Genomic DNA, 25289 nt, shown 5'->3' on the forward strand with positions numbered 1-25289 from the left:
GCGGCAGGGCGTGATGGGGTGCCGCTCCGCCTGCGCTGCTCCGTTGCCAGGGCGGGGGCGGGGTTACGCCGCGAGCGGGCCGGATTGCCCGGTACTCACGGTGCCTATGCTGTCAGCGGTCGGGAAAGGCCTCGGTGACTGCTCGCTAGCGGAGGCGGGCGCGGCGCACGCATCGGGCGCGGTGTCATTGACGTGTTCCGTGCCGTGACCGGCATCTGTTTCCGTGTCGGCGTCCTCGCCTTCCGGCGTTTCTTCCGCATCGGCTCCGGTGTCCGCACCGTCGGTCCCGGCCTCATCCTCATCCTCAGCGTCGTCGCGGCTCTCCCATGAGGGTGCGGCAGGGATTTCCCGGTCGGTGAAGATTTCGGGCACCCAGGCGACTTTCGCGAGCCGCAGTTCGGCGGCGGCTGCAGCGTCAGCCTTCTTCATCTTGTCGAGGTCGGCTGCGGCCTTCGGCGATACGGCGGCAGCGACGACTTCGGCAATGCGCGCCTTGCTGACATGGTCGAAATACGTGGCGCGGGTGGGCGTCCAGTACCCGGTCATGTCGAGGTTCAGCGCACCTACGAGCGCGTTGATTGCATGCGGCCTTTCTTCGCCCGCGATCCCATCAAGCAGGGTGCCGGTGCAGAACGCGAGCAGATCGAGCAGCGTCGTGCCGGGATCCTGCTGGACGAGCCAGGGCAGCAGGTCGGCCGGTTTCGCGGGCAGTTCCGCGATCCATCGCGCGCGTTGGGTCTCGATGGCGCTCCATGCGGGGCTGGTGTCCAGGTCGTCTGCGGCGCGCAGCAGTCCGTCGTGATTGTTCGTACCGGTCAGGGCGAGGAAGTCACGCGCGGACGTGTGCCCGAAGTGCCCGGGCAGCGCCTTCGGGACCAGGTGATGCAGCAGTGCGGCGAGCGCCACGGCGGGCTGTGCGGCTAGTTCCGCGCGCATGGCGGCGGTGCGGTGCGCGGTGAGGCGCTGGCAGAGCTTTGCGCTGTGGACCGGTTTGACCTTCGGGGTTGTTGCGCACACCGCATCGTGCGCTTCGGCTTCGGGCGTGCCGGTGACATGCGCACCTGCGGCTTCGAGCGCGTCGGCGTTCTCGCGGCGCACGAGGCCGCGCTCGATGACGAGTTCGCCCTGCGGCCCGACGATGACGAACGCACCGGCTTCGGTCATCTGCTGTTCGTCCCATACCAGTGCGACGCTTTCGAGCCCGATGAGGGCGGCATTGAAGCGCTCGATCTCGTCGTTCAGCCGGTCCGCTTCCGCGTAGGCGTTTTCGTCATCCTCCGACAGCGCCTCCAGCTTTTCGGCGAGTTCGTCCTGCTGCGCGGTGAGCGCGTCCATCTGCCGCTGTTCGTCGTCGGTGTACGGACGCTGGACCGGACGCAGCCTGCCATAGCGGTTCAGTTCGAGAAAGTCGCGCTCGACGCGTGTTTCAATCCAGCCCCATCCTTCTGCGCGCACTTCCTCTGCGGCGGCGTCGAGCTTCTGCGCGACGAGCTTCTGCAACAGTTCGGCATCGGCAATGTACCCGGCGTTTTCGTCGTCGCTGAACAGATCGCGGCGAACGTAGCCGGCCGCTGCTTCGTAGACGGCAACGCCGACGAAGCGCACGAGCCGGCTGCGGCTCGCGTCGATCTCGGCGCGCGTGATGGCCTGCCGCAGATAGTTGGGCTGGCGTTGCCAGTCGTTCGCATCGAACCAGATGTGTTCCTGCGTTTCGTGATCGTCCGCGAGCGCGAGGGCCGCAAGCTGGTCGAGCGTGATCGCATCCTCGCGCAGCAGCGCGAGCAGCTTTGGTGACACGTTGGCGAGCTTCATGCGGCGCCTGACGGTGAGCGGCGACGCGGAGAACAGCGCAGCGATGTAATCGACGCTGCGCCCTTCCTCGGCCAGCATCCGGTACGCGCGCAGCACGTCGAACGGGTCGAGCCCTTCACGTTCGCTGTTCTCAATCAGCGAAATGGCGAGGGCTTCGCCTTCGCTGACGATGCGCACCGGTACCGGATAGTTCGCAGCGATGTGCTTCTGTTCGAACAGCAGGTCGAGCGCGGCCTCGCGGCGCTGGCCCGCGCAGACACCGTAGCGGCGCTGCTTGCCGCGTCCGCCCTTCATTTCGTGAAAGACGAGATTCTGCAAAAGGCCCTTGGCGCGGATGTTGGCGGCGAGGCCCGGAATACCCGAAAGGGGTTTGGTGCGGGCGTTGAGTGGCGAGGGCCGCAGGCTCGAATACGGCACGGTGATGACGGGCTGCTCGTTGCCGAAACTGGTTTCGAGCGGCGATGCGGTTTCAGTGGCTTCTGCCACGGCGGCTTCAACTTGGGCTTGCATGACTGACTCCAGAAGGTTGGAAAGAAGGTTCCGGGTCGGATGCTGCTGGACGCATCAGGACTTGACCCGAAGAGGAGTCCTGATCGAATTGGGGGGCGGCGCGGAAACGCCGCCCCTGCGGTACTTACGCCTTCATCTGGCGCATCGCTTCGGCGAGCATCCACAGCGCACGGTTCAGTTTCACGTTCTGGTCGATGCCGGTGATGGGGCGGGTGGACATGGAGCGTCCGCTGCGCGAACGCCCATGTAGCCCGCCTTTGGTGAGGTTTTCCTGGACTCTTTGAAACACTGTCCAGAGGTCGTCCCGGCGATCTTCGAAGCGGCGCGGGGCGAGCAGGCTGCTTTCGGTGATGGGAGCGGGCGTTTCTGCGTCGGTCGGCTCGTAGCGCAGCGCAAGCGCGGAGCGCGCGAACGCGTGCTGTTCGTCGTGCTCGAGCGTGAGGGTCTTCATGCCGTCTTTCTGTTCGCGGATCAGGTCGAAGCCGTCGAGCACGTCGAACGCGCCGTTGATGACGTTCTGCACGATGTTGCCCTTGTGGGGGACGCGGATATCGCGCACGGTGTCCCCGGCCACCATGCCGTTCTGGCAGACAAACCGGTAGGCACCAGCCAGCATCTGGTAGCTGCTCGTACCGTCGTGCGAGTTGAGCAGGATGATTTCGTTGGCTTCTTCGCCGGTGATTTCGTCGGCGTGCCGCATGCGGATCATGTGCCTGGTGAATTCGCGGCGGTCGTCGTGGCGTACGCGCGTCTGGCAATGAAATGAACGCGTCCCACCCGCGAATGGGGGAGCTGTGGCGTAAGGTGGATCCTCACGGGCTAACGGCATCAATGTGCCCAGGTGGAAAATGCAAGCATTTCCCGGCAACCGGAGGATCCACAAATGAATGTTACGCCTGTGGGTATCGATATTGCGAAGAACGTGTTTCAGGTGCACTACATAGACCCGGATACCGGGGAAATCGTAAACAAGGCGATTAAGCGATCGCAGTTTCTCGAGTATTTTGCGAATAGATCGAGGTGCATGATCGGCATGGAGGCCTGCGGCAGCTCGCATCATTGGGCGAGACAGTTGACGGCCATGGGACACGCAGTCAAATTGATGCCAGCCAAATTTGTTAAAGCCTTCAATATCCGAAACAAAAATGATGCGGCGGATGCTCGGGCGATCTGGTTGGCGGTGCAGCAGCCGAGCAAAGCTGTTGCTGTGAAAACGGAGATGCAACAGGCAGTTTTGATGATGCACCGCCAACGCGAGCAGTTGGTGAAGTTCCGCACGATGCAAATCAATTGCCTGCGCGGAATGCTGGCCGAGTTTGGGGAAGTGATGGGCGCAGGGCGGGTGGCGATGGCCAAGGCGATCCCCGACACAATCGCCCGTATCGAAGAACGTTTGCCAAAAGTGTTGATCGATAGCCTGCGCGATCAATGGTCGCGAATCGAAAAGATGGGCGAAGAAATCTCGACGATCGAAAGGCGATTGCGCGAATGGAAGAAAGAAGATCGAGCGGTGAAAGCGATCTTCGAAATCCCGGGCGTCGGTCTGCTGACGGCAACGGCAGCAGTTGCAATGATGGGCGATCCGAAGGCCTTCAAGTCGGGCCGTGAATTTGCCGCTTGGGCTGGGCTGGTACCGAAGCAGACCGGCACGGGAGGCAAGGTAAGCCTCCATGGAATAAGCAAGCGTGGCGATACCTATCTGCGTATGCTGCTGATCCACGGTGCAAGGGCAGTACTGACGCACGCGAAGGTGCCAACGCCGTGGATCGAGGAGTTGAAGAAACGAAGGCCACTGAACGTAGTTGTCGTAGCCTTGGCGAACAAGATAGCTCGAACTATTTGGGCCGTACTTGCTCATGGTCGCTCCTACGAAAGAGATTACGTAAGCGTGAAACCATCCTGAACACAGGAAGCATTTCGGAGAAGTTGCGTTTGGTACAGGCGGTATGCTGAAAGGTTGCGTTGGCAATCGAGTGTGATGACAAAGCAGGTCGGACCGTGATTCGCGAAACCTGTATGGTCTGTCGAGTTCAAAGCTCGCTCTGGCAATGAGGCGTGAATCAGCGGATTTCATCGGGGCTCGCAGAAATATGTTGACTGCGATAAAGCCGGATATACAGCTGCAACCTTCCTGTCCATGTCGGAACACACGAAGCACTGGCGCAAACGGGACGCGTTCATATACAGACCATGAACGGCTGGAAGCCTTCGTTGCGCAGGCCGCGCAGCACGTTGATGGTGGGGATGTAGGTGTAGCGCTCGGAGCGGCTTTCGTGCTTGCCGTCCGCGAAGATGGACGGGGCGACGCGGCGGATCTGGTCGTCCGACAGGGGGGAGTCGGAGCGGAGCATCGGCGAGCCGTAACGGAAAGAGGAAGCGAGTTGCATGGCACTCTCCACAACAAAAGAGGTTGATCGGTGTTGCGCTGACCGGGCTCCAAGATTCCGCCCCGTTGTAAGGGTTGGGCTCGTCCTGGTGGAACCCGGGGTTGGCTTTACCGCCGCCAGTCTCCTGAGTTCGCGCCCGTGCGACTCAAGGAGCCGGTGGCGGGCAAACGTCAAGGAAAAAAGGCGAGGGAGGGGTGCGGGCAACACGGTCCCTCGCCCCTTGATGTTTGCCCGCCATCGGCTACGGTCGCGGGTGTCGGGCGGGAACCCAGGAGACTGGTGGATGCGAAGCGTCGGGTTTCACCGGGATGAGCCGCCGCGCGGCGAGCGCGAATGTGGAGGCCGCCTGCGGCCTTCACCTGACTGGGGGTTAAAGGTCTTGGGTGTCGGGGGTTGAGGTTTTGCGCCAGGGATTGAAGCCCGGGAGGGCCGGGACGCCGCCGGCGGCCCGGTGCGAAGCACGAAAGCCCGCCCGCAGCGCGGCGCGGGGGCGCCCAGTGAGGGTTTCAGGACTGCGATAACACAGCCTGCTGCACCGAACCACTGACACTGGTCGTTGAGGACAACGCCATGACAGGCGGTGGCGACATTCGGCTGGACACGCCCCTTTGCGACGAGATCTTCAAGGTATGTACGAACAGATAGCCTATGCCCGCGCCTGTACCTGCCGACAGAGCCGGCATCGCCCGCGTCGTTGCTAGAATGCCGGACTGGAAAACAGACCCTTACGACCGATGCCTTTGCCAGCCGATGTTGAACTGCTCGCGGGTTTGAGTATGCATTCCCAGGGTGCTACACCGAAACCGCATGGCCCGGCGCCCAGCCGTTCACGGACCAGCGCGTTCGCCGGATCGCGTATCAGGTTCCGGGACCACGAACTCATGGTGGTCGAGATTGGACCGTTCGCGCATGCGCAGGGCGTCACCGTGACATTTCGCGCGCGATCGGTGGGCGCGCAGGCCGTACGGGTGGGCGCAATCATCAAGACGCGCTGGGAGGTTTGCGAAGTAGTGGCCTGAACAGTGAGCAGGCGGGAGATCCCATGCCGATTGCTCACGCGTGGCTAAAGCGTGCACACGAATGCGACCTAAAGCGACCGACCGGGTTCGCATGCTGACGCAGATTCTTGCGGCGTTCGGGCAGATCGTGATGACGTCTTTGGCGTTCGAGGTTCAGCAGATCGGGAGGCAGGCGCATCGCCCGCACGGGGGAACTCTGGGGAGGGCTGTGCGAAGCACAGCCCGCGTGCGACATGGATTCTCCTGACCAACGCGCTCGCAGGCAGCCGGACGGGATCGGCGGTGTCGACCATGCTCATGCCGGAAGTGTCAGTGTTCTCCCCCGGCGTTGCCCGGGAGGTTCACGTCGGGCACGACGCCCTGTGAATTCCGCTGCTCCATGACGAAGCAGCATCGGGAGCTTCCCGCTATGCGTCGATCAGCGTGTCCGTGATGGTCGTTCGAATGTGGATTGCGGCCCGTGTTGCCACATCCGCATGCACACTGTCCTCGACCAGCTCACGGGCAGGCGCTGAAATATGCTCTTTCCATGACCGCTTTCCCCGTCTGGCCAGCATGGTTCCCCGGCAGTCCGGCGCGCCGCAGTGGCAGGCGTACCGCTTCCGAAGCAGACGGGTGTGCCGTCCTTCGACGAAGAGCGCGTAATCGATGCACAGTTCTTCGCCGGCGGGCACCGGGTTCACGGTGCGAATGAAGATCCGGCCGTCGCGGTCCGCGGCTTCACAGTTGGGACGGCATGCATGGTTGATCCATCTGGCACTGTTACCGCCGATCGCCCCGTCGATGACGGTACCGTTGCCGACGTCGAAGTAGAAGGTGTGATCCGGCTGTGCCGGATCGCGCGGGTGACGGAGCAGAGCCTCGTCCCATGAGATCCGTTCGCCCAGGTACTCACAGATGAGTTCGCCGGCCACAAGCGCGCACGTCGCGAACACCCCTCTGCCGTGAACGGGCGACCGCCGCACAGTAATCCGGCTGCGGGGACGCAGGACATTGGCATGTTTCACCGGGAAGGTATCAAGGGCGTTCATCAGGGGCATCGTCGATACGGTTGCGGGGGCCGACGTAATCGACCCGCGGAAGAAACATGGATTGCACGACCGAAATTTCCGTTGCAGCCGGTGCAGCGTGTTACCTACGTCAACGCAGACGATGGCAGGGAAACAGCCGCGCGGCGTTAACCGGGCGGCGGAGCAGTTGGCCGTGTGGCCGGGAAGCGCTACAGTATTCTCAGGTCACGGATCCTGCCGATCTGGGGTGACCGTTTCAGGATCAGGTCTGCGATGAATTCGGCGAGCAGGGCGCGTGGAATGTTCGCGGGGACGTCGTCGACCCGATGCGAGGTGATACGCGCGATAAAGTCATTGGGGGCGCTTGCCAGACTGTGCTCAAAACTGACTCGGTACTCCATGATCAGCCGCGCTCCGACGGATATTCTCTGTGCTACTGATTCTATCAGCAGTTGGCGTGACGATTGGTGATCGAGCAGCCGGCTTCCGGCGAATGCAGAGAGAGAGGGGAGCTCCAATGGCCGGCGAAATTCCGAGGTTAAGACTCCGCCTGTGCAAAGTGTTGCAGCGGGGCGCATAGCCAGAAAGGCACTGCACGACGCCAGCATACATATCGAGGAAGCGGGAGGAGCCGTGCCCGGGCAGTTTCACGGCCTTATCGGACGTGCTCGCGCTACTTACTTGTGCGGTACCCGGACCCGGGACAATGACTCGTTCGCAAGGGACCTGCCGCCCGGGGGAGGCGCGGGCGGATCGCCTGTCCATATACCCGCACCAAGCTGACTGGTCTCACGACGCACGGTGTCCTTCGGTCTGGCAGGGTGCTCGGTCTGAAAGCCAGATCGTGGCCCAGAGGCAGCGTGGCGTGAGTTCTTCCTGTGTATCGGACGATGGCCCGACGTGTGCGTCGGGGACCTGGCGATTCAGATGTCTTCATCGTCGTTTGGCGCAATCGGCGACAACGCGTCGGTGGCAAGAAAAACGTTCAACTGTTCATTGGCTTGTGTAATCCGATGCGAGGGGAGTGTCGAGAGCTGTTCGTCGTGCAGCGACAAAACGTGTTCAAGGGCTCGCCCGTCAGCTTCAGGTAGCGACCAGTCGCTTGCGGCCTTGATGCGCGCCGCGATAGCGTGCAGCGCTGCCTCGGAGATCCGGAAAGATCCGAGGGAGCGACGACCATTCAACGTCGCATGAACGAAATAGGCGAGGTACACGGTCCTGAACAACCGGCCGATCAGTTCGATATTGCAGTTCCCGGAGCGCAACGCGGCAAGAGCCAGATGGTGCTCGAGTGAGCGACGACGCCAGATCGTCGCCGGGAGCGGCAACAACATGTCGCGCGTCATCGGCCGCCTACCGCCAGTCTGCTTGGACTTGCGTTGTCTTGGAGTCGGTTCCATAGAATAATTTTCAGTCTGTCGGCGCATTTTACGGCACGCACAAGACCCGCAGGCCGCGGGTGCAACAGGGGCGTGGCAATCGTGCGGGTCAAGAAAAAGTTCCGGGATGCAGTTTTCCCGCCGCCCGCAAAATAATCGTTCTTCCTGATCGGCCTTCAGACCGCGCGCTGGCTTCGATTAGGCGCCTAGACGTCAGGATCGGATACCCAGATATTCAGCGGATGGTCACCGTTGAACGCGATGCCGGCGTTCGCCAGCAGATGCGTGTGAACGGCCGGTGCTTCATGCTAGCGCTGGCTAGGGGACGTTGCAGGCGGTGTCGTTTCGTTGCATGAAGAAGGATTCCGGTGGGATGGGCGCAGGAGATCCGAAGCAGGAGCAAAGGCGAACGTGCGAGCCATGTCCGGTCTGCCGCTATTATGCCCGGCAAGCACACAGCACCGTCCGCAGCGCGATCCCGACTAATCGGCGAACGTCCGCATTGTGCGCACGTCACAGCGCATGAATACAGCTGAGGGGAGTAAATTAGCAGGAAGTCGCTGGCAATGCCGCAGAGCGTGACGTCGCAGTTCGCCCTCACGCGTACGGGGGCCGCCGGCGGCCATACTGGCGGGGGGGCGCACTTCATAATCCGTTTGAAGGCTGCGCTGAAGGACTTTTCCGATTCGTACCCGGGCGCGAGGCCGATTTCAGCGACCGAGTCGCGCGAGTGCGTCAGCCTGGCAGTGGCCAAGGTCATACGCCAACGCGTCAGATAGTCCGTCGGCGAGAGCCCGACGAATTCCTTGAACCGGATGGCGAAACTCGTGCGCGACATGCTCGGCCAGCGCTTGTAGAGTCCATTTCGCCCCGGGCGTCTCGTGCATGGCGTTGATCGCCGTGCGTTTCCGTTTATCCGTGAGCGCGAAAAGCCAGCCGACGGCTTCGTTACGCGCGCCTGCAAGCTGCAACCGCAACGCTTGCACGAGCACGAGGGTAGCCAACTGCTGCGCGACGATGCCGCTGCCCGGCTGCGCTTCGCGCAACTCCTCTCTCATGTGCTCGATACGCCATCGCAGCGTTGACGGGCCTAATTCCTCCCGAACGCGGATGACCGGGGGGAGCACGTTTAAAAGCAGATCGGCCTGACCGTCGGCCAGCGTGAAATATCCGCCGACGCTGAGGAATTCGCCGCCGCCGTTGTGGGTCACGATACGGCCCCTTGACCTGCGGGACGAGTGTATCGAACTGTTCGGCGGCCCCCCGGTGCGTATCGTCGAGCGATTCGCGGCTGCCGCCGTCGGTGCGGATCAGCGCGCCATCGAGACGTTCGGCGAGGCACTCGGAACGAAAGGGCTCTCTTGTCATCGCCTTTCCGACCATGGCGATGGCGCCGGGGCGGGCGGCCCAGGAAACTGACGATGCCGATTGCGCTGCCGTAGGCGGCGCGAGGGCGCGATCCGAGCAGGCAGCACTGGATCTCGCGCGGACCGGCGTGAACGCCACGGTCGTTTGACTGCCGCCCTCTGTACATGACAAGACGAAGCTCGGGTTCGTCATGCGGTTGATCGAGACCGCACGGAAAAAGCGGATGTCCGCCTATCCCGGCGATGGGCTCAACCGTTGGGCCGCCGTACACAGGATCTCAGCTTCGACGCCCGCGTCGGCAATGTGGGGAATCAGCCAACCCATATCTTCGTGTTTGGCGATATGCTGACCTCCGGAGCGTATTACGTCGCAGCAACGCGACGATTGGCGCTCCACTATCCGAACGCGGCCATGATCGGAAACTTCGCGGCCCGCCGCATCCTGCCGAACCCGTTTGCAGACCTTGCCGACGATCTCTCAGAAGTCTGGCGTGCCCCGGTTTGAATGTCCCGGTTATGCGCGTGCCGTGCCTTACTCCTCCAGCTCAATGTCGACGAACTTCAATTTGCCCTTGGGTAGCTTGAGGACATGCACGACTACCTGCTTGTTCACCATGGGACCGATGATGTCATCAATGGAGTCCTTGACGCCGTCAATGTGGACAGATTTTCCGCTCATGTTGAGATCCAGCCAGTCCTTATCCAGATGGACCGCACGCAGGGTGCCGACAACCGTTGTCGCTTCCCCTTGGGATGAGACAGGCGGCTTCTGTTCACGTAAGGACTGGTTAATCAGGGTCCGGTTTTCTGGAGCGAGAACGACTCCTCCTGATTCGCCCGCTGCCTTGATTTCCAGACGCTCAAACGACTTCCCGGTGGGGGCTAGGTTGCGCGTCAGTTTCAGGAAGGTGGCCCGATATTCCCGATCCGGGATGAGTTTTTCAAGTGCTTCACGTTCATTGGAGGACGAGGCCTTGAGAACCGCTAAAAAATGAAGGGCAACCTCATCAGGCTTAATGGCTTCGTCGAAAAAATCCTTCTGTGCTGGCTCCTGGATGGCGACTGAGAATTGGTAGCTTCCAGGGGGCGCCTGAAATAGCCAGGGTCGGCAGGCTTCCTGAATTGATCGTTGCGGTCCTCCGCGCGAGCGATGGGGCATGTTCTTCAAAAATTCAATGGTCCGGTAGAAAATCGATTGAACCGTTTGTACCTTATCGACAATCAGATCTAGAGGTGCTCCGCCGGTAACCACCTCTCCACCCTTCACGGAGATCATCACCTGCCCCGGAAGAAACGTAACTCCTGCTTGAAGTTTCGACTGCTCGGTCCAGATTGCCTGAATCAGCAACCGCAGGTTATCTGCTGCGAATTCAGGCAAGGCGTTATTGCCGAGCATCAGACAGGCAAGCTGTTCCGCCCGCCGATAGGCTCGTGCCTTGAACCAGAGCGACACCGCGCTTACCGCGGTGATTCCCAAGGTGCGAGGCTTGCCGGACTCGACAGCGTGGAGTGCTGTCTCCTCCAATTCCGCAGCGTTCGCGTACAAAGCTTCCGCGGAACTTGCGTTTCCGGCTCTTAACGCGACGAATGCCTCAGAGGCCAATAGTTCGCTTTGTGTATGAAAGTCGGCCCAGCTCATTGGGTAGGCGGCAGCGAAAGCAGATCTCAGACAGGCCCGCCAGCGATTGAAGTCCTTCCTGCTATCGCATGGAGTCCGCTACTCAGGTAACGCCAACTGGGGTCCCGCGCACCGGCGATGGATAAGCGTATTTGCATTTCCAAACCACTGGCAGCAACTGGCCTTCGACGAGTGCCGTCGCACGATTGAAGACAGGTTTGCGCAATGTGAGCGCCTCGAGGCGACCTTGCACGAAGCTGTCGTCGGCTGGCGATTCTATCCGGCCATTCTGGGTCTGCAGACCATGCGCGGCATACAGTTCATCACCGCCGTGGGCATGCTTTCCGAATTGGGGGACTTCTCCCGCTTCGAGCACCCGCGCCAGCTGATGGCCTGGCTGGGCGTGACGCCGTCAGAACATTCTTCGGGTGAGCGGCGGCGCTAGGGCAGCATCACGAAGAACGGTAACAGCTATGCAAGAAAGCTGCTCGTCGAGGCCGCCTGGAGCTACAGATACCCGGTACGCGTGAGTCCGGAAATTCAGTGCGATCCACCGTCGAGACTTACTGCTACGCCGCCTCCAGGAAATTCATGCATCCACCAAAGGAAAACGAAAACCGATTCCAATTGACACGGAAAGTCATATCAGTTCATCGGTCTCTAGCGCACGATTGTGACGCGTAGCTGGAAGTGTCAGTACGTCTGAGACCTTCAGAGCCGCAATCGGTTGTTATCGGCTCGCCCGCTGATAATCGCCAGCCTGAAAATTGCGTTAAGGTGCTGACGCAGTCGCACTGCAATGTGCGGCGCACCCCCGGCCTTGCGTTCATCACCTGAAAGGGATTTGCGCTTGGCAATCGACTGCAGCAGGTCATAGACGTGGGCCACCTTGATATCGCGTGCGGGCATCTTCCCGAGCGGCGAATCTTTCACATAGCGTGAGAGAAAGCGTATGGCCTGCCCGCAGTAGTATTCGCTCCACCTGTCGCGATTTTCTTCAATCCAGTCCTCGCAGACGGACCAAAAGGTATTCTTGTTGTGTGTGATCGTCTGCAGTTGCAACTGCTTCTCATAGGCCTTGGGGTGGATGCCGGACGCCACCAGCTTGGCCGCTTCGTTGCGACGTTGGCGGGCGTCGCTTATCGACAGATCAGGGAATCGCCCAAGTGTATAACTGCAATCCTTGCCATCCAGCCGGTAGTCAAATTTCCATGCCTTCGAACCCGAAGTCGACACCCGCATGTACATGGAGTCGCGGTCACGGAGCTTATAGGGCTTGTCTTGCGGTTTGGCGTTCAGCAGGAGTAGGTAGGTCAGCTTCATGGAGTTCACCTTGACGGACAACTACCATGAATTTTACCCGCAATTTACCCGCAAATCTGCGGGAAGCAGTGGGGTCGTTCGGGATCAAGCGGGACAGGTCTCCATAAACCGGACTTGCAACCGGAGCGAACACGTAGAGCCTGAACCATTCGCTGTAACCCTTGACCAGAAAGCCTCCAGATCGATCGATGTAGTGCTGGCGGGAGGTTTCATAAACCTGTCGAAGTGCAAACCACGGCACGTGCGGCAGATCATGATGAACCAGATGATAGTTGTTGTTCAGAAACAGCAGCCGCCAGCACCACGCGGCTTCGTTAATGACCGTGCGATGTTCGCAAGCATGCGCCGCGCGATGTTCCTGAAACGAGCGGATCGAGCCCAGCGACAACGACCCGTACCCCGCGCCGAGGATAAACACCCATGCCGGTATTCCGCATGATCGTTGCAGCCAGAACGTGAGCGCGGCCAGCATGGCGAAATGCGCGAGCCATGCCGGCACGTCGCGCCAATCGCCGCGATTGATCTTTCGGAACGCATCCACGCCCGATGCCGCGATAGCGAATGCCGGGCCGACCAGCAGACGCCCGATAAACGTATTGCGCAACGTCAGCAGCATGCGAATTGGCCGAGGCGCGCGTTGCCACATGCGGTGGCTGACGAAATAGCTTTCAGGATCGCGCTGCGGATTCGTCAGATGCGGATCGTCGTGATGCTGAAGATGCGAATCACGATAAACGCCGTAGGGAAACCACACCGCCAGCGGCGCGACGCCGAGCAGGGCGTTGACGAACGGCGAACGGGTCGGATGACCGTGCAGCAGTTCGTGCTGCAAGGACATGTACCACGTGCCGAACAAGGCGAGCAGCACCGTGGTCAGCGGCAAGCCGAAATCGCGCGCATGCGTCGCCACCCCGAACCATCCGCTGTAGATCGTGACGATCAGCGTCCACGTGGGCCATTGAGTGCGCCACGTCCAGCTTGTCGCCAGCCGGGCGAGCGCCTTGCGTTGCGTATCGTCGAGGTAAGTCGCCATGAGCCGGATCGGTCGGAGTGCATGTTTGGACCGATCCTACGGACCAATGCGCGGCAGCAGAACCATTTTGTTCGGCAATGCATCTGCCCGATCGTGCATAGGCAACCGCTTGCGCCACGCTACACGGGCTACACGGGCGCTGCAATGACGAAGCGACCGGCGCTCAGGCGCCGTCCGCCACGCGGCACGCGTGGTCGAGCAAGCCTTCCGCCGAGCCGGTGCCGTTGTCGACCTCCATGCCGCTGTTCACGACGAGCCAGCCGTCCTTGTCGGCGAATGCTCCCGCGCCCGTCACGAGGATGGTTTGCATGGCCATCGCCTCGACATTCTGATTGTCTCGCGCGACGAGGCTGAACGGATTGCCTGCTTGCATGAGGGTGGTGACGCGCATGATCCGGTAGCGGTTGCCGTTGAGCGTATCCCAGCGCCATTCGCCGGGGGCGTCTTTCGCGTGACGCGCGAGCGCGGCGCTCACCTCGGCATGCATGCAATCGATATGGATATGCAGCTGGTTTTGCGTGCGGCGGTACTTCGAGTTGATTTCGAGGCCGAGTTGGTTGTCGGGCAGCGAGCGCTTGACCGACTTCTCGACATAACGCCGCGCCGCCCACGCGTCGGCCCAATAGTCGCGCGCATGCGGCGCGAACAGGAGCGGGCTTTCGATACCGGTGACGCGGTCGGTCGGAATCAGCAGATACTGCGAGCGGCCGACGATATCTTTCAGAATCGCATAGCGCTTGTCGAGATCGACGGCGGTGCATTGGCCCGGCGTGCCGGTGGCCTGTTGCGACGGCACGCAGCGCAGATCGACGATCTTCCACAACGCATTGGAGTCGACCGCGGCGAGGCGCGCGCACGCGCCGGCGGCGAGCGCGACGACGAGTGCCGCGGCCCATGCGGCCGCGCTGCGCAACAGGGGCCGCCTGGTGCGGGCGGAGGCGAGCGTATCGCTTGTCGTTGTTCTCATCGGCAGTGTCATCGGCGTCGGCGTTACAGCACCGGCGCCGGCAGCACGCCGAGCAACCGTTCGAATGCGACACCGATCGCCAGCAGCCGGCGATCCTCGCCGAGCGGCCCATCCAGTTCGAGGCCGACCGGCAAGCCGCTCGCGGTCATGCCCGCGGCGAGCGAAAGCCCGGGAATGCCGGACGTGCTGGCCGGATCGGTATTGCGCAGGAACGCGTCCATGGTGTCGATGGGGGCGGAGCCGTCGATCGAGACCGTCGACGAACCGTTCAGTTCGTCGATCGGCACCGCGGCGAGGCGGGTGGTGGGAAACAGCAGCGCGTCGAGATGCTCGTCGGCGAAAGTCGCGGCAATGTACTGCTGCAAGCGCGGACGCCACAGGTTCAGCGCCGCGTCGTAGCGTGCGCCGAGCGCGTCGTCGAGCACGGCGTCGTAGATCGCCCGCACGTCCGGGCTCGCGATGCGGGCCGCCATGTCGGCGAGCGTCCTGACCGGCGCGTCGTTGGCGATGAGCCAGGCCAGCACGTCCTCGCGCGGTTCATGAATCGCGATGGGACCGCCCACCCTCGCGTTCAGATCTTCCAGCTCGCTCATCGCAAGCGGCACCAACGCCACGCCCGCCGCTTCCAGCCGCTTCAACGCGGCGCGCGCCACGTCGTCCACCTGCCGTTCGAGCCCTTCCCAAAGCGGCGCGGGCAAGCCGATGCGCAAGCCGTTCAGCGTCAGCGCCGGCAACGCTCCGGCGCCGGTGATGACGCCGTCGAGCAGGGCGATATCGGCGACGGTGCGCGCCATCGGTCCGACCGTGTCGCGCGTGTGGCTGATCGGCACCACGGCGAGCGGATCGTGATAACGCCGCTCGGCGCCGCCATTGCCGACCGACGGACGAAAGCCCACGGTGCCCGTCAGCGCGGCGGGAATGCGCGTCGAGCCACCGGTGTCGGTGCCCAGACCCGCGGGCACGATGCGCGCGGCAATCGCCGCCGCGGTGCCGCCCGACGAGCCGCCCGGAATCAGCGAGGGATCGTAGGGATTGCGCACCGGGCCCGCATGCGGGGCGAGGTTGGTGCTCGTGATGCCGAACGCCAGCTCGTGCATATTGGACTTGCCGAGCACGATCGCGCCGGCGTCGACGAGCCGTTGCACCGACGGCGCGTTCGTCTTCGGCACGAAGCGCTCGAGTGCGGGCGTGCCCGCCGAGGTTTGCAAGCCCGCGGTATGGATGTTGTCCTTCACGACGATCGGCAAGCCGGCGAGCGGCAAGCGTGCTTTCTCCGATGCCGGCAATGCGTCGATGCGCCGCGCGGCGGCCAGCGCGCCGTCCAGATCGATCACGGTCAGCGCATTGAGGCTCGAGAGCGCCGCCGCGCGCGCGAGCAGCGTGGCGGCATAGTCGGTGGCGCTGAGGCGGCCGGACTGGATCGCGGCGACGGCTTCGGTGGCGGTGAGCGCGAGTTGTGCATCGACGGTCCATGGCATGGCCTGCGTCTCCTTAAGGTGGCGTGCCTGGTCGGCGCGAGGATTTCATGAAGCGCAGCACTAGGCGTGCGAGCGCCGGCACCAGCTTCGGACGCAGCAGTCTCGCATCGTAGCCGCTCATGCGCCGCTCGTTTTCCGCGAGGCATAGTTCGATCATCTCGCGCGCGTTCAGCGCCTCGCCGATCACGCTGCTGTTGGCCGGCAGAAAATTCGAATCGTGCACGACGCCGTTGGCGTCGATACCCTTGGCGATCGCCACGCGCTCCCAGATCAGCACGGTCCAGATCGCCAGCACGCGCAGCGCATGCCACGGCCTGCGCCACAGCGGCATGGTGCGCCGATGCCATGCGACCCAGTTGGCGAAGAACAGAATGTGGCGCGCCTCTTCCTGAATCACCGGCTCGAAGGTCTCGACGAGCGACTCCGGAAAATAGCCGGACTGCTGCGCCGAACGAAACAGCCCGAACGCGAAGAAGCTGTCGATGCACTCGCTATAGCCCGTGCGCATCCACGCCCACTCGGGGTCGCGCGCCGGATAGGCCGGCTCGGGGGCGATCTCGATGCCGTAAGCGGCGATCAGTTTGGAGAGCACGCGCTTGTGGCGCGCTTCCTCGTCGCCATCCATGCGGATCGCTTCGCGCAGCAGCGGGTCGCTCACTTGGGCGGCATAGGTGTGGACGTTGATCGAGGCGCGGCCTTCGGTTTGCACCGCGATGTCCCAGATGGGCAGTGAACACAGGCGTTCGAGCGCGTCCGGCTCGAGCGCTGGCCATTCGAGTACGGCTGGTTTATAGGGGTTGTGGGTTTCAAGCAGCATGCGGCAAAACATCTGCTTGTGCGCTTCTGAACCGAACTTCACGCGGGCGGCGCCGGTGAATGTCCAATGGCGCAGGGTGCGGTCGTCGGCAACATCTTCTATCAGTGTGTCGGACATGGCGGCGTACAGAGAGAGCGAGCTCGATGTGTCGCCTATTCTGGCACAACCGCTTGAAACAGGATGCCGGAGTGACGCAATGCGGGCCGCTGCTTGCCGCTGCTTGCCGCTGCTTGCCGCTGCTTGCCGCTGTTTGCCGCTGTTTGCCGCTGTTTGCCGCCGCATGCTTGGTGGTCGCTCGCCCGATTGCGCCAGGTTGCGCTTGCCGCGCCACGGTGTGCGGATCGCCGCCGCTATCGGCGGTCGCCGACGCTACTGGTGGTTATCGATCCACATGCGTCCCCAGCGGAATGCGTAGGCGAGCGCGTGTTCCTCGTCGAAGAAATAATCGAGCGCGTCAAACGAGTAGGCCTGGCCGTGGCTCGCGGTGGTTTTCTCGATGGTCAGGTTGGCGGCGAACAGGCCATTGGGCAGTTGTTGCGCAGCCGGTGCGACTTCGTAGCCCTTGTAGCGGATATGTGCGTTCATGATCGTGGCGGTGAATGTGCACGCATGCGATGCCCGGATGCCGGCGCATGCGACACCGTTGCGTGGCGTCGGGCGGCCGCTGAATCAGCGGACAGGGTCAAGCGTAGGCCGTGGCGCGCAGCGGGTGAACCAATGTTTCGTCGTAAGCAAATCAGCGAGGTTCTGGACACTATCCGGCGTTGCGCGGGCACGGTCTGTTGTGTGGCGCACTGTTCTGGTGAGCGGGGTGTGGCGTGGAACCGGTGGTTGTGGAAGAACGAGGGCGGCAACGGTCTGCGGGTGGGCTCGAAGCGGGCGAGCGGTTAGCGGAACAGCGGAGAACGGAAGAGCGGAGAGCGGTTAGCGGAGAACGGAGAACGGAGAACGGAGAGCGGAGAGCGGAGAGCGGAGAGCGGAGAACGGAGAACGGAGAACGGAGAGCGGAGAACGGAGAGCGGAGAACGGAGAACGGAGAACGGAGAACGGAGAACGGAGAACGGGCGAAACAACGAAAGCGGCCAGGCAAACGCCCAGGCCTATTGCCCGGTCGCAAGCGCGGAGGCCCACCGCGCCGCGACGCCATGCAAAAAAGACGCTAAACCGCGTGCAGCAACCGAGCCGGTTGCGCCTCCTTGATCGACGCGCCGCCAACCGCCGCCACGCTCGGCGTGCGATGCCCGTTGAACGCCAGCGCGAATTGCGCGGCCTGCTGTCCGACCGTGGCGAGCTGATCGACGACCTTCGCATCGGAACAGGTATCGACCGTGTCGAACCGCGTCTCCAGCGTGTTGATGCCGGCGCCGAACGGCGTCGGCCAGCCGCGCAACGCGTGGACGATCGAGCGTAGCGACGTCAGCACCGAGCCGGCCGCCTGCCAGCCATACGCGGTGACGATGCAGCCGATCGCGCGGCCATCCAGGTACGGACGCTCGTCGGCGCGCAGTTCTTCCAGTGTGTCGAGCGCGTTCTTGACGAGACCGGATACGCCGCCGTGATAGCCGGGCGTGGCGATGATCAGCGCATCCGCGTGGCGCACGGCTTCGATCAGTTCGAGCTGTTCGGCGGTGCGTTGCGGGTTTTCCGGCGCGTAGTGAGGCAGGCTATGCAGGAACGTGCCGCCGAACAGACGGGTGTCAGCGCCGGCGGCCTCGGCGCCACGCAACGCGAAGCCGAGCGCGCGCTCGGTGGACGAGGCGGCGCGCGTGGTGCCGCCGATGCCGACGACGAGCGGCTGGCGCTGATGATTGAAACTGGTCAACGAAAACGCTCCTTCGGTAGCGGCTCACGGTACGCTGGCGCGGGCTTGCGCGCAGACGGGCCGGGGCGAACCGGACTTTGAAGTGTCATGTTAATGATCGCGGGCAGCCGAACGAAGCGACTTTTTGTTCTAACGATATAACCGCGCGGCTTACGACACGCTCACGGCCCTGCCGCGAGCGCCGGAAGGCAGGCGCGACGCGCGCTGCAATGCACTTCCATCGAGACCGAATAAGCATAGGGAGAACGATTGTTTGGGCGCGCGACGACGCGCGGCTATGATCGGATCGTCTCCTCCATGACATCTCCTTGACATGGGATTGGGCCTCGCTGCGTCAGTGGCGAGGCCTTTTTTTTGCCTGGGATGTTGCGCGGCCCGAACGCCGGCCGCTTCACGATAAGGCTGTCTTTCGCATGCTACGATGCTCCGCGAAGCGATTCCAGGCGAGGTCGAGCAAGCGATGACAACCCTATATGACACGCTCGGCGTGCCCATGCACGCCACCCACGAAGAGATCAAGCGCGCCTATCGCAAGGCTGCGATGAAGTGGCATCCCGATCGCAACAGCGGCGCGGAAGAAGTGGCGCGCGCCGCCTTCCAGGACATCAAGGACGCGTACGCGATCCTCTCCGACGCCGCGCAGCGCAAGGTCTACGACGCGGTCTATGCCGAGCAGATGCGCGGCTGGGAAGCGCAGCGCGCACGCCGGCAGGAGGCGCAAGCGAAACGCGAGGCGGCGGCGCGCGCGGCCGACGAAGCGGCGTATGCGGAAATGGTCTCGCTCGCCATGCGTTTCGCCGACGAAGGCCACAATCGCGACGTGCTATTCGGCGTGCTGCTGGGGCGTCGCTGCGAGGCGCGGCGAGCCGCGCAGATCGCGGACAGCGTGGCGGCCTTGCAGGCGGCGCGGCGCGAGGCCGCAAAGGCGGACCTCGCCGCCGAGGCTGAGCGGGCCGAGGGTGTCGAAGAGGTTCAGGCCGAAACCGAGGCCGCGGCCACCTCGTTGAAAAAGCACGCTGCAACGACTCATGAAGCGGCAAGCCCCCGCGCCGATCAAGGCAAACGCGAAGAACCCGCCAGCGACGCACATCCGGCCGGCGCATTGGGCAGCCTCTGGTTCCAGTTCCTGAATGGCTTGCGGTTTTGATGAGGCCATGCACGGCTCATTCACTGGCCGTCAGGCGATAGAAATAGACCGAATTGATATGGAAGGCGGCCTTCGGCCTTCGAATCCGGGACTCTAGAATTAATAAAATGTCCTGGGAGGCGAACCGCCATGTTCACTTTCATCGTTGTGGTCGCGCTCGCGGCGTTCATTCCCTACGTGGCGGCGCCCGGCATCGCCAATGGCGTCAAGGCGATCAATCAACAGCCGGCGGCCATGTTGTTCGAGCCCTTGCCGGCAGCCGCGGCAGACGCCGCCGCCGATGCCGCCAACCGCACCGTATCAGGCGGAACCGATGCCGCCAACCGCACCGTATCAGGCGGAACCGATGCCGCCAACCGCACCGTATCAGGCGGAACCGATACCGACGCTTCCGTCTGAAGAGAAGCCCCTTGGTGATCTTTGGTGACCTTTGATGACGCGCGACTGATCGCGCGCGCTGAGACTTGCCTTTTGCACAGCTAGTCGAAACCCTGGTAAAAATCCCGTGGCGTCAAAAATCGAGACATCGTAGTGTCACGAGGGCGCAAGACTCGGTCGGTACAGTGGCGCGCAGGAACACGAAAACACTAAAAACACGAAAAGACCAAGGGTACGGGGTAAGCGTGACCAAAAAATATAAGGTGCTGTTTCTCTGTCGCGAGAATTCAGCGCGCAGCATCATTGCCGAAGCTTTGCTGCGCGAACTGGCGGGACATCGATTCGATGCGTTCAGCGCGGGGCCCGAGCCGGCCGCGGCGGTTCATCCGTTCGCGCTCGCGCAATTGCGTCCCGGCATTTCTGAGCTCGGCGCGCTCAGCCCGAAAAGCTGGCTGGAGTTCACCGGCGAATGGGCGCCGCGGATGGATCTGGTCATCGCCATGGACGAGCGCGTCGCCGGACATCATGCGCCTCTTTTCCCCGGCGAACCCGAGCTTTTGAACTGGGCCCTTGCTGATCCGCTGGTGGACGGCGTATCGGACGCGCAGCGACTCCGCCTGTTCGAAAAGATGTTCTGGCAGATCGTGCGCCGAGTGAGCGCATTCATTGCATTGCCGCAGTACGCCGCACCGATGCGGGAAGCAGCCTCACGCATCGAGGCGCCGGCGCGCGACAGCGGCATTTTGCTGGCGCAATGACAACCCCGGCCACCCGGCGGCTTAGCCGTTATTCGAACGCGCGAGCGGGCTGCCCGCGAAGGGGTCGTTTTGCCAGTCCACCCTTTTCTTCGATTGCGGTGGGGGCGACGGCTTGGCCGACATTTCGAAGTGGTCGATTGATTGACCCGCGCTGATTGCCTGTTTGAGCCATTGGGGCATTTCACCCTGGCCGTCCCAGCTATCTCCCGTGGCGCTCCGGTAGCGTTCGGCCTTTTGCGCTGCCGGCTCGGCGGCCAGCACGGCGGCAAGGTCTTCCGGTTCGATACCAAACTCTTCCATGCGGTGGCGGAGATACGCAATCATGCTATCTCGCTTCCTTTCGTCCATAAGATATTCGTCCTTCTAAAGCGTCCGGCGTTCTGTTAATTACAGATTGCAAGGGAAAGCCGCGAAAGCGTGGAACCCATCTGAATGGGGCCGGCTCGCGGGTAGGTGATTGATCGAAGGAAATGCCACTGGCAGCGTTAAAAAACCATCGTTCAAAAGAAATCGCATAAGGCTAATGTCCGCTCGTGCCGCCATGAATCTGGCTATGCCAATCAGTGAATGGATGGACAAGCGCACCGGTTCCGCCGCGCGGCAATCACGCTGGATGAGCCTCACGGCGCAATTGGAAAACGATGCTGACGATGCACTGATTAACGAACGGCCGGCTTGATCTCCGCGCCCGTCTCCCGGCGGGTTTGGCGCGAACGCCGATTTTTTTCATTATGCCAGCATCATAACGCACTGTTGAAGCAATGCACGCCGGCCGCGCGGTTTTTGTTTTCGCGTGCGGCCTATCGCACCAAATAGATGCCGACAGGGGCCGGGACCGCCGGGATTGAATTCCTTGCTGGCCGATCTATAACGAAATTGCGGAGCAAAAATTCGCGTTGCCGGCCTGAGTGTCCGATTCCGACTATCTGCAAGCGTTCGACATCGGTTACAGGTGTGGCAACTAATCACTCGTTTAGTTCGGTGACTCGCCGCAGCAGTCACGTATCAGGTTGATTCGCCCGCCGGCTCGATCGGGCCACGAGGCGCTTTTTCACAGACCGATTCTTTGTGGAGGACGGGAACTGCTGCGCCGGATTGCAGGGAGTCTGGACATGAAACTAGCTCTATTGATGGCATTGGCAAGCGCCGTTCTCTTTCTCGCGCCGACAGCGGCCGGTGCGGCCCAGGGCGAGCAGGGCGCCGGTACGTCGGGCCAGATGCTGATGAAGGACGCGAACGAATCGGCGCAAGCCACGACCGATGTGCCGCTCGGCGGCACCGGGCAGAACGCGACGCCCGCCGCGGGAACGGTGGGATATGGCGGCGTGGCCGCGGGCCGTTCGGAAGCCGGCGGCGGACAGAGCCGCCCGTGTGGTTCCGGCTCGCAATGCAGGATCTATTTCGGTCGCTAAAGCGTCAGCAGGCAGCAAGGCGCGGGATGAGCAAGTCTCGCGCCTCGCCTTCGAATAACCCCACCCCCGACTGCGATTTTCCGGCGTCGTCAGCGGGCGAATTAATACGATGTTATGGTGTGTTCCGTTCTCGTTTTCATCCGCTGATTTTCCGAATCGCAATCACAGGCAGGCCATTAAGAGCCTGCTTTTTTAATCGTGGTTACGGTGCGTGAATCGATTAGTCAGGTGAAGCCGCTCTAATTCCACCCGTTGTTGAATAACTCGCAAACAATCCTATGTTGATGGAAGACAACCTGTCGGCGAGCAGCGCCTCGTCCGACGATGGGGCCGCGTCGTCCCTGCGTTCGTGGCTCGCGGTCGTGGCCGTTGCAATCGGCGCTTTCGCGTTCGTCACCACGGAGTTTCTGCCGGTCGGACTTTTGCCGCGCATCGCGGCGGAACTGGGTGTATTGCCCGGCACCGCTGGCTTGATGGTCACCGTGCCCGGCGTGATCGCCGCAATCTCCGCGCCCGGTTTGATGCTGGTGGCGGGGCGCATGGATCGCCGGCAAGTCTTTCTGTTACTCACCGCGTTACTGCTGGCGTCGAATCTGATTTCGGCCTTTGCGCCGAGCTTTGTTGTCATGCTGATCGGCCGCGCATTGCTCGGCGCCGCGTTGGGCGGTTTCTGGACGCTCGCCACGGCCGCGTCGGCCCGCCTCGTGCGGCCGAAAGACTCGGCGAAAGCCATGGCCACGATCCTCACCGGCGTAACGTGCGCCACCGTCATCGGCGTGCCGCTCGGCACGTTCATTGCCAGCTTCGCGTCATGGCGCGCCTCGTTCATGGCGACCGGCGTGCTCGTCGCACTCGCGCTGGTGGCGCAGTTCGTCTTCGTGCCTTCGTTGCCGTCGAGCGCGGCATTGCGCCTGCGCGATCTGGTGGGGCTGCTGCGCCGGCCGCATCCGCGTAAAAGCATGCTGATGGTGGCGCTCGTGTTCGGCGCGCATTTTTCCTCATACACGTACATCACGCCGTTCCTGTTGCGCAATGCCAATCTGACGATGCCGACCATCACCTGGCTGTTGCTCGGCTTCGGCATGATTGGATTCATCTCGAACTTCGCCGTGTCGTCGACGGTCACGCGCAACCTGAAAATTTCGCTGGGCGTGATGATCGCGCTGCTGATGTTCGCGCTGGTCTCGCTGCCGCTGCTGCAGCATTCGCCGCTCGGCGTCGTGGCGCTCGTGCTCGCGTGGGGCATTGCCTTCGGCGCGCTGCCGCTGTGCTTCAGCATCTGGATTCAACGCGCCACGCCGGATTCGCCGGAAGCGGGCTCGGCGCTGTTCGTCAGCATCATTCAGGTCGCTATCGCGCTGGGGTCGCTGGTGGGCGGCATGGTGGTCGATCATGTGGGCATTGCCGTCGACTTCCTGTTCGGCAGCGGCCTCGCGTTGCTGGGGTTGGCCGCGCTGGCCAGTTTCGGCGGAAGCGCGCGAAAGGCGGCCGCGGGGACGATCGCATGTCCGGCGTGTCCCGACGGGCAGTCGTGAACGGCGCGTTGCGCGGAACATCGCATGGCAGGCGCGGTCAACATGAACAGGACAATCTGTCCGGCCATGCCAGGAAGAATGATGAACCCGCAACGCAATCACGGCATTGAACACGAGATTGAACGAGGCATCGGGCGGCTCGCGCGCGTGGCGCTCCTTACCGCGTTCACGCTGGCGTCGGTTCCCGCAATGGCTGCCGGCTTCGACTGCAACGACGCGCGTCTGCCTGACGAAAAAGCGATATGCGCGTCCCGGCAACTGAGCGAACTGGACGTCGAAATGACCGTTCGCTACGAAACCTTGACGGGGCTCGTTGCCATGGGCGCGCGCGGCAACATGCAGGACGAGCAGCAGGCATGGCTGAATGTGCGCAAGAAATGCGGGGCGAACGAGGCATGTCTTGTCGCGGCGTATCGGCACCGCATTCAAATGCTCAAGGATGAATACGCTCACCTCGCCAGCCGCGGACCGTTCTAGAGAACTGCCCGGCCAACGCGCCCGCCCTATACGTTGACGATCCAAACCGTTGCGACCTCGCTTGCCGAAAAGGCATGAGCGCCGCACGTCGATAGTGGCGCTGCCCACGTCACCCGATTCGCTTTTGTTATCACCCTTTCAAATACTCGAATTGTTATCGCATCGCCGCGCTCGTATATTGGCTGAACGGTAAGCAGCCGGCAGACCTACAACAACGCGAAGGCACGCCGCCCGGCGTGCCACAGGAGCACAGCGATGAATCGAATCGATCTGGAGGGGCGCGTCGTCGCCATTACCGGCGGCGCACGCGGCATCGGCTACGCGGTGGCGCAACGGGCGCTGAACTCAGGGGCGTCGGTCGCCCTCTGGGACATCGACGCCGAACGTCTCGCGCGCAGCCAGCGCGAGTTGAGCGAGCTGGGCAAGGTCACCGCCGTCACCGTCGAACTCACGCAGGAAACGAGCGTCGCGCAGGCGGTGACGCAAACCGTCGCCGGGCACGGCGCGATCGACGTGCTGATCAATTGCGCGGGCATCACGGGCGGCAACGGCGCCACGTGGGAACTGGAGCCCGACGTGTGGCGCCGCGTGATCGACGTGAATCTGATCGGCCCGTATCTCACCTGCCGCGCGGTCGTGCCGCACATGCTCGAGCAGGGCTATGGCCGGATCGTGAATATCGCCTCGGTGGCCGGCAAGGAAGGCAACCCGAACGCGTCGCACTACAGCGCCTCCAAGGCGGGGCTGATCGGCCTGACCAAATCGCTCGGCAAGGAACTCGCGACGAAGAACATCCTCGTCAACGCGGTCACGCCCGCCGCGGCCAAAACCGAAATTTTCGATTCGATGTCGCAGCAGCATATCGACTACATGCTCTCGAAGATCCCGATGAACCGTTTTCTGTTGCCGGAAGAAGCGGCCTCGCTGATTCTGTGGCTGGCATCGGAAGACTGCGCGTTCAGCACCGGCTCGGTGTTCGATCTGTCGGGCGGCCGGGCCACTTACTGAGCCGCGCTCATCGCCTGCGAGCCTCATTGCAG

Annotated in this window: 26 protein-coding genes and 3 pseudogenes; 12 read left to right on the forward strand and 17 right to left on the reverse strand. The window is 62.5% G+C overall.

Annotated features, from left to right (window positions below):
- Positions 1-63: 63 nt before the first annotated feature.
- On the reverse strand, positions 64-2322 hold the full coding sequence (locus tag CUJ90_RS29365; protein WP_114164462.1) for a ParB/RepB/Spo0J family partition protein: 2259 nt from the start codon (positions 2320-2322) through the stop codon (positions 64-66).
- A 124-nt stretch (positions 2323-2446) separates the two neighbouring features.
- Positions 2447-3085: pseudogene (locus tag CUJ90_RS29370) on the reverse strand (DUF932 domain-containing protein); the annotation flags it as partial.
- 120 nt (positions 3086-3205) lie between these two features.
- Between CUJ90_RS29370 and CUJ90_RS29375 the strand changes: the two are divergent.
- Positions 3206-4225 carry an IS110 family RNA-guided transposase gene (locus CUJ90_RS29375; RefSeq protein WP_114164464.1) on the forward strand — a complete coding sequence of 340 codons (1020 nt, stop codon included), beginning with the start codon at positions 3206-3208 and terminating at the stop codon, positions 4223-4225.
- Positions 4226-4505: 280 nt separating this feature from the next.
- Here CUJ90_RS29375 and CUJ90_RS29380 read toward each other — a convergent pair.
- A pseudogene (locus CUJ90_RS29380) lies at positions 4506-4709 on the reverse strand (DUF932 domain-containing protein); the annotation flags it as partial.
- An 881-nt stretch (positions 4710-5590) separates the two neighbouring features.
- Between CUJ90_RS29380 and CUJ90_RS32730 the strand changes: the two are divergent.
- On the forward strand, positions 5591-5728 hold the full coding sequence (locus CUJ90_RS32730) for a hypothetical protein (RefSeq protein ID WP_159442604.1): 138 nt from the start codon (positions 5591-5593) through the stop codon (positions 5726-5728).
- A 407-nt stretch (positions 5729-6135) separates the two neighbouring features.
- On the opposite strand, the gene CUJ90_RS29385 is transcribed toward CUJ90_RS32730, so the two are convergent.
- From CUJ90_RS29385 to CUJ90_RS33510, 5 genes are all read right to left on the reverse strand, one after another.
- Complete coding sequence (locus tag CUJ90_RS29385; RefSeq protein WP_084561507.1) at positions 6136-6759, reverse strand: SET domain-containing protein; 624 nt, start codon at positions 6757-6759, stop codon at positions 6136-6138.
- A gap of 188 nt (positions 6760-6947) precedes the next feature.
- Positions 6948-7139 (reverse strand): hypothetical protein, encoded by a 192-nt coding sequence (locus tag CUJ90_RS29390; protein ID WP_073431894.1) that lies wholly within the window; start codon positions 7137-7139, stop codon positions 6948-6950.
- A 522-nt stretch (positions 7140-7661) separates the two neighbouring features.
- Positions 7662-8084 (reverse strand): hypothetical protein, encoded by a 423-nt coding sequence (locus CUJ90_RS29395; RefSeq protein ID WP_083086316.1) that lies wholly within the window; start codon positions 8082-8084, stop codon positions 7662-7664.
- A gap of 268 nt (positions 8085-8352) precedes the next feature.
- Positions 8353-8934 carry a helix-turn-helix domain-containing protein gene (locus CUJ90_RS33505; protein WP_227470944.1) on the reverse strand — a complete coding sequence of 194 codons (582 nt, stop codon included), beginning with the start codon at positions 8932-8934 and terminating at the stop codon, positions 8353-8355.
- Positions 8828-9328 (reverse strand): cupin domain-containing protein, encoded by a 501-nt coding sequence (locus CUJ90_RS33510; RefSeq protein ID WP_244220070.1) that lies wholly within the window; start codon positions 9326-9328, stop codon positions 8828-8830. Before CUJ90_RS33510 ends, CUJ90_RS33505 begins: the two co-directional genes overlap by 107 nt.
- A 412-nt stretch (positions 9329-9740) precedes the next feature.
- Between CUJ90_RS33510 and CUJ90_RS32735 the strand changes: the two genes are divergently transcribed.
- The gene (locus CUJ90_RS32735; protein ID WP_161553735.1) at positions 9741-9989 is read left to right on the forward strand and encodes a hypothetical protein; all 249 of its coding nucleotides are present in this window, start codon (positions 9741-9743) and stop codon (positions 9987-9989) included.
- A gap of 27 nt (positions 9990-10016) precedes the next feature.
- Here CUJ90_RS32735 and CUJ90_RS29410 read toward each other — a convergent pair whose 3' ends face one another.
- On the reverse strand, positions 10017-11123 hold the full coding sequence (locus CUJ90_RS29410; RefSeq protein ID WP_114164465.1) for a hypothetical protein: 1107 nt from the start codon (positions 11121-11123) through the stop codon (positions 10017-10019).
- A gap of 7 nt (positions 11124-11130) precedes the next feature.
- Between CUJ90_RS29410 and CUJ90_RS29415 the strand changes: the two are divergent.
- Positions 11131-11646, forward strand: a pseudogene (locus tag CUJ90_RS29415) (transposase); the annotation flags it as partial.
- Positions 11647-11813: 167 nt separating this feature from the next.
- On the opposite strand, the gene CUJ90_RS29420 reads toward CUJ90_RS29415, so the two are convergent.
- The 7 genes from CUJ90_RS29420 to CUJ90_RS29455 all read right to left on the reverse strand — a co-directional run bounded on the left by CUJ90_RS29420 (position 11814) and on the right by CUJ90_RS29455 (position 18542).
- Complete coding sequence (locus CUJ90_RS29420; RefSeq protein ID WP_083086321.1) at positions 11814-12425, reverse strand: tyrosine-type recombinase/integrase; 612 nt, start codon at positions 12423-12425, stop codon at positions 11814-11816.
- Positions 12370-13458 (reverse strand): fatty acid desaturase, encoded by a 1089-nt coding sequence (locus tag CUJ90_RS29425; protein WP_114164466.1) that lies wholly within the window; start codon positions 13456-13458, stop codon positions 12370-12372. The genes CUJ90_RS29420 and CUJ90_RS29425 overlap by 56 nt, the downstream gene beginning before the upstream one ends.
- A gap of 163 nt (positions 13459-13621) precedes the next feature.
- Positions 13622-14425, reverse strand: a complete 804-nt coding sequence (locus CUJ90_RS29430) for a CDP-diacylglycerol diphosphatase (RefSeq protein ID WP_114164734.1) — start codon at positions 14423-14425, stop codon at positions 13622-13624.
- Positions 14426-14448: 23 nt separating this feature from the next.
- Positions 14449-15903 carry an indoleacetamide hydrolase gene (iaaH, locus tag CUJ90_RS29435; RefSeq protein WP_073432093.1) on the reverse strand — a complete coding sequence of 485 codons (1455 nt, stop codon included), beginning with the start codon at positions 15901-15903 and terminating at the stop codon, positions 14449-14451.
- 13 nt (positions 15904-15916) lie between these two features.
- Complete coding sequence (locus tag CUJ90_RS29440) at positions 15917-16837, reverse strand: ferritin-like domain-containing protein (RefSeq protein ID WP_114164467.1); 921 nt, start codon at positions 16835-16837, stop codon at positions 15917-15919.
- A 252-nt stretch (positions 16838-17089) separates the two neighbouring features.
- Positions 17090-17305 (reverse strand): transcriptional regulator, encoded by a 216-nt coding sequence (locus CUJ90_RS29445; RefSeq protein WP_073432095.1) that lies wholly within the window; start codon positions 17303-17305, stop codon positions 17090-17092.
- A gap of 574 nt (positions 17306-17879) precedes the next feature.
- A complete protein-coding gene (locus tag CUJ90_RS29455; RefSeq protein WP_083086328.1) occupies positions 17880-18542 on the reverse strand; it encodes an NADPH-dependent FMN reductase in 663 nt (220 codons plus the stop codon).
- A gap of 460 nt (positions 18543-19002) precedes the next feature.
- On the opposite strand from CUJ90_RS29455, the gene CUJ90_RS29460 reads away from it, so the two are divergent.
- The 3 genes from CUJ90_RS29460 to CUJ90_RS29470 all read left to right on the forward strand — a co-directional run bounded on the left by CUJ90_RS29460 (position 19003) and on the right by CUJ90_RS29470 (position 20825).
- Positions 19003-19689, forward strand: coding sequence for a J domain-containing protein (locus tag CUJ90_RS29460; RefSeq protein ID WP_083086411.1), 687 nt, complete (start codon positions 19003-19005; stop codon positions 19687-19689).
- A 129-nt stretch (positions 19690-19818) separates the two neighbouring features.
- Entirely contained in the window at positions 19819-20088 is a 270-nt protein-coding gene (locus CUJ90_RS29465; protein WP_114164469.1) for a hypothetical protein, read from the forward strand.
- A 224-nt stretch (positions 20089-20312) separates the two neighbouring features.
- Positions 20313-20825 carry an arsenate reductase/protein-tyrosine-phosphatase family protein gene (locus CUJ90_RS29470; RefSeq protein ID WP_073432098.1) on the forward strand — a complete coding sequence of 171 codons (513 nt, stop codon included), beginning with the start codon at positions 20313-20315 and terminating at the stop codon, positions 20823-20825.
- A gap of 21 nt (positions 20826-20846) precedes the next feature.
- Here CUJ90_RS29470 and CUJ90_RS29475 read toward each other — a convergent pair whose 3' ends face one another.
- A complete protein-coding gene (locus CUJ90_RS29475; RefSeq protein WP_073432099.1) occupies positions 20847-21173 on the reverse strand; it encodes an H-NS histone family protein in 327 nt (108 codons plus the stop codon).
- Between the two features lie 193 nt (positions 21174-21366).
- On the opposite strand from CUJ90_RS29475, the gene CUJ90_RS33065 reads away from it, so the two are divergent.
- The 5 genes from CUJ90_RS33065 to CUJ90_RS29495 all read left to right on the forward strand — a co-directional run bounded on the left by CUJ90_RS33065 (position 21367) and on the right by CUJ90_RS29495 (position 25257).
- The gene (locus CUJ90_RS33065; RefSeq protein WP_208645267.1) at positions 21367-21504 is read left to right on the forward strand and encodes a hypothetical protein; all 138 of its coding nucleotides are present in this window, start codon (positions 21367-21369) and stop codon (positions 21502-21504) included.
- A gap of 433 nt (positions 21505-21937) precedes the next feature.
- Positions 21938-22237, forward strand: coding sequence for a hypothetical protein (locus CUJ90_RS29480; RefSeq protein WP_114164470.1), 300 nt, complete (start codon positions 21938-21940; stop codon positions 22235-22237).
- Positions 22238-22515: 278 nt separating this feature from the next.
- Complete coding sequence (locus tag CUJ90_RS29485) at positions 22516-23772, forward strand: MFS transporter (RefSeq protein ID WP_114164471.1); 1257 nt, start codon at positions 22516-22518, stop codon at positions 23770-23772.
- 42 nt (positions 23773-23814) lie between these two features.
- Positions 23815-24249, forward strand: a complete 435-nt coding sequence (locus CUJ90_RS29490; protein WP_244220071.1) for a lysozyme inhibitor LprI family protein — start codon at positions 23815-23817, stop codon at positions 24247-24249.
- 255 nt (positions 24250-24504) lie between these two features.
- A complete protein-coding gene (locus CUJ90_RS29495) occupies positions 24505-25257 on the forward strand; it encodes an SDR family NAD(P)-dependent oxidoreductase (RefSeq protein ID WP_114164473.1) in 753 nt (250 codons plus the stop codon).
- Positions 25258-25289 lie beyond the last annotated feature (32 nt).

This window comes from Paraburkholderia terricola, assembly GCF_003330825.1.
In the GTDB taxonomy this organism is placed as follows: domain Bacteria; phylum Pseudomonadota; class Gammaproteobacteria; order Burkholderiales; family Burkholderiaceae; genus Paraburkholderia; species Paraburkholderia terricola.

What these genes read in the sequence shown, in the direction of transcription:
- CUJ90_RS29365 (WP_114164462.1), bottom strand. Translation starts at nt 2,322, where the DNA reads ATGCAAGCCCAAGTTGAAGCCGCCGTGGCAGAAGCCACTGAAACCGCA.
- CUJ90_RS29375 (WP_114164464.1), top strand. Translation starts at nt 3,206, where the DNA reads ATGAATGTTACGCCTGTGGGTATCGATATTGCGAAGAACGTGTTTCAG.
- CUJ90_RS32730 (WP_159442604.1), top strand. Translation starts at nt 5,591, where the DNA reads ATGGTGGTCGAGATTGGACCGTTCGCGCATGCGCAGGGCGTCACCGTG.
- CUJ90_RS29385 (WP_084561507.1), bottom strand. Translation starts at nt 6,759, where the DNA reads ATGAACGCCCTTGATACCTTCCCGGTGAAACATGCCAATGTCCTGCGT.
- CUJ90_RS29390 (WP_073431894.1), bottom strand. Translation starts at nt 7,139, where the DNA reads ATGGAGTACCGAGTCAGTTTTGAGCACAGTCTGGCAAGCGCCCCCAAT.
- CUJ90_RS29395 (WP_083086316.1), bottom strand. Translation starts at nt 8,084, where the DNA reads ATGACGCGCGACATGTTGTTGCCGCTCCCGGCGACGATCTGGCGTCGT.
- CUJ90_RS29410 (WP_114164465.1), bottom strand. Translation starts at nt 11,123, where the DNA reads ATGAGCTGGGCCGACTTTCATACACAAAGCGAACTATTGGCCTCTGAG.
- CUJ90_RS29420 (WP_083086321.1), bottom strand. Translation starts at nt 12,425, where the DNA reads ATGAAGCTGACCTACCTACTCCTGCTGAACGCCAAACCGCAAGACAAG.
- CUJ90_RS29425 (WP_114164466.1), bottom strand. Translation starts at nt 13,458, where the DNA reads ATGGCGACTTACCTCGACGATACGCAACGCAAGGCGCTCGCCCGGCTG.
- CUJ90_RS29430 (WP_114164734.1), bottom strand. Translation starts at nt 14,425, where the DNA reads ATGAGAACAACGACAAGCGATACGCTCGCCTCCGCCCGCACCAGGCGG.
- iaaH (WP_073432093.1), bottom strand. Translation starts at nt 15,903, where the DNA reads ATGCCATGGACCGTCGATGCACAACTCGCGCTCACCGCCACCGAAGCC.
- CUJ90_RS29440 (WP_114164467.1), bottom strand. Translation starts at nt 16,837, where the DNA reads ATGTCCGACACACTGATAGAAGATGTTGCCGACGACCGCACCCTGCGC.
- CUJ90_RS29445 (WP_073432095.1), bottom strand. Translation starts at nt 17,305, where the DNA reads ATGAACGCACATATCCGCTACAAGGGCTACGAAGTCGCACCGGCTGCG.
- CUJ90_RS29460 (WP_083086411.1), top strand. Translation starts at nt 19,003, where the DNA reads ATGACAACCCTATATGACACGCTCGGCGTGCCCATGCACGCCACCCAC.
- CUJ90_RS29465 (WP_114164469.1), top strand. Translation starts at nt 19,819, where the DNA reads ATGTTCACTTTCATCGTTGTGGTCGCGCTCGCGGCGTTCATTCCCTAC.
- CUJ90_RS29475 (WP_073432099.1), bottom strand. Translation starts at nt 21,173, where the DNA reads ATGGACGAAAGGAAGCGAGATAGCATGATTGCGTATCTCCGCCACCGC.
- CUJ90_RS33065 (WP_208645267.1), top strand. Translation starts at nt 21,367, where the DNA reads ATGAATCTGGCTATGCCAATCAGTGAATGGATGGACAAGCGCACCGGT.
- CUJ90_RS29480 (WP_114164470.1), top strand. Translation starts at nt 21,938, where the DNA reads ATGAAACTAGCTCTATTGATGGCATTGGCAAGCGCCGTTCTCTTTCTC.
- CUJ90_RS29485 (WP_114164471.1), top strand. Translation starts at nt 22,516, where the DNA reads ATGTTGATGGAAGACAACCTGTCGGCGAGCAGCGCCTCGTCCGACGAT.
- CUJ90_RS29490 (WP_244220071.1), top strand. Translation starts at nt 23,815, where the DNA reads ATGAACAGGACAATCTGTCCGGCCATGCCAGGAAGAATGATGAACCCG.
- CUJ90_RS29495 (WP_114164473.1), top strand. Translation starts at nt 24,505, where the DNA reads ATGAATCGAATCGATCTGGAGGGGCGCGTCGTCGCCATTACCGGCGGC.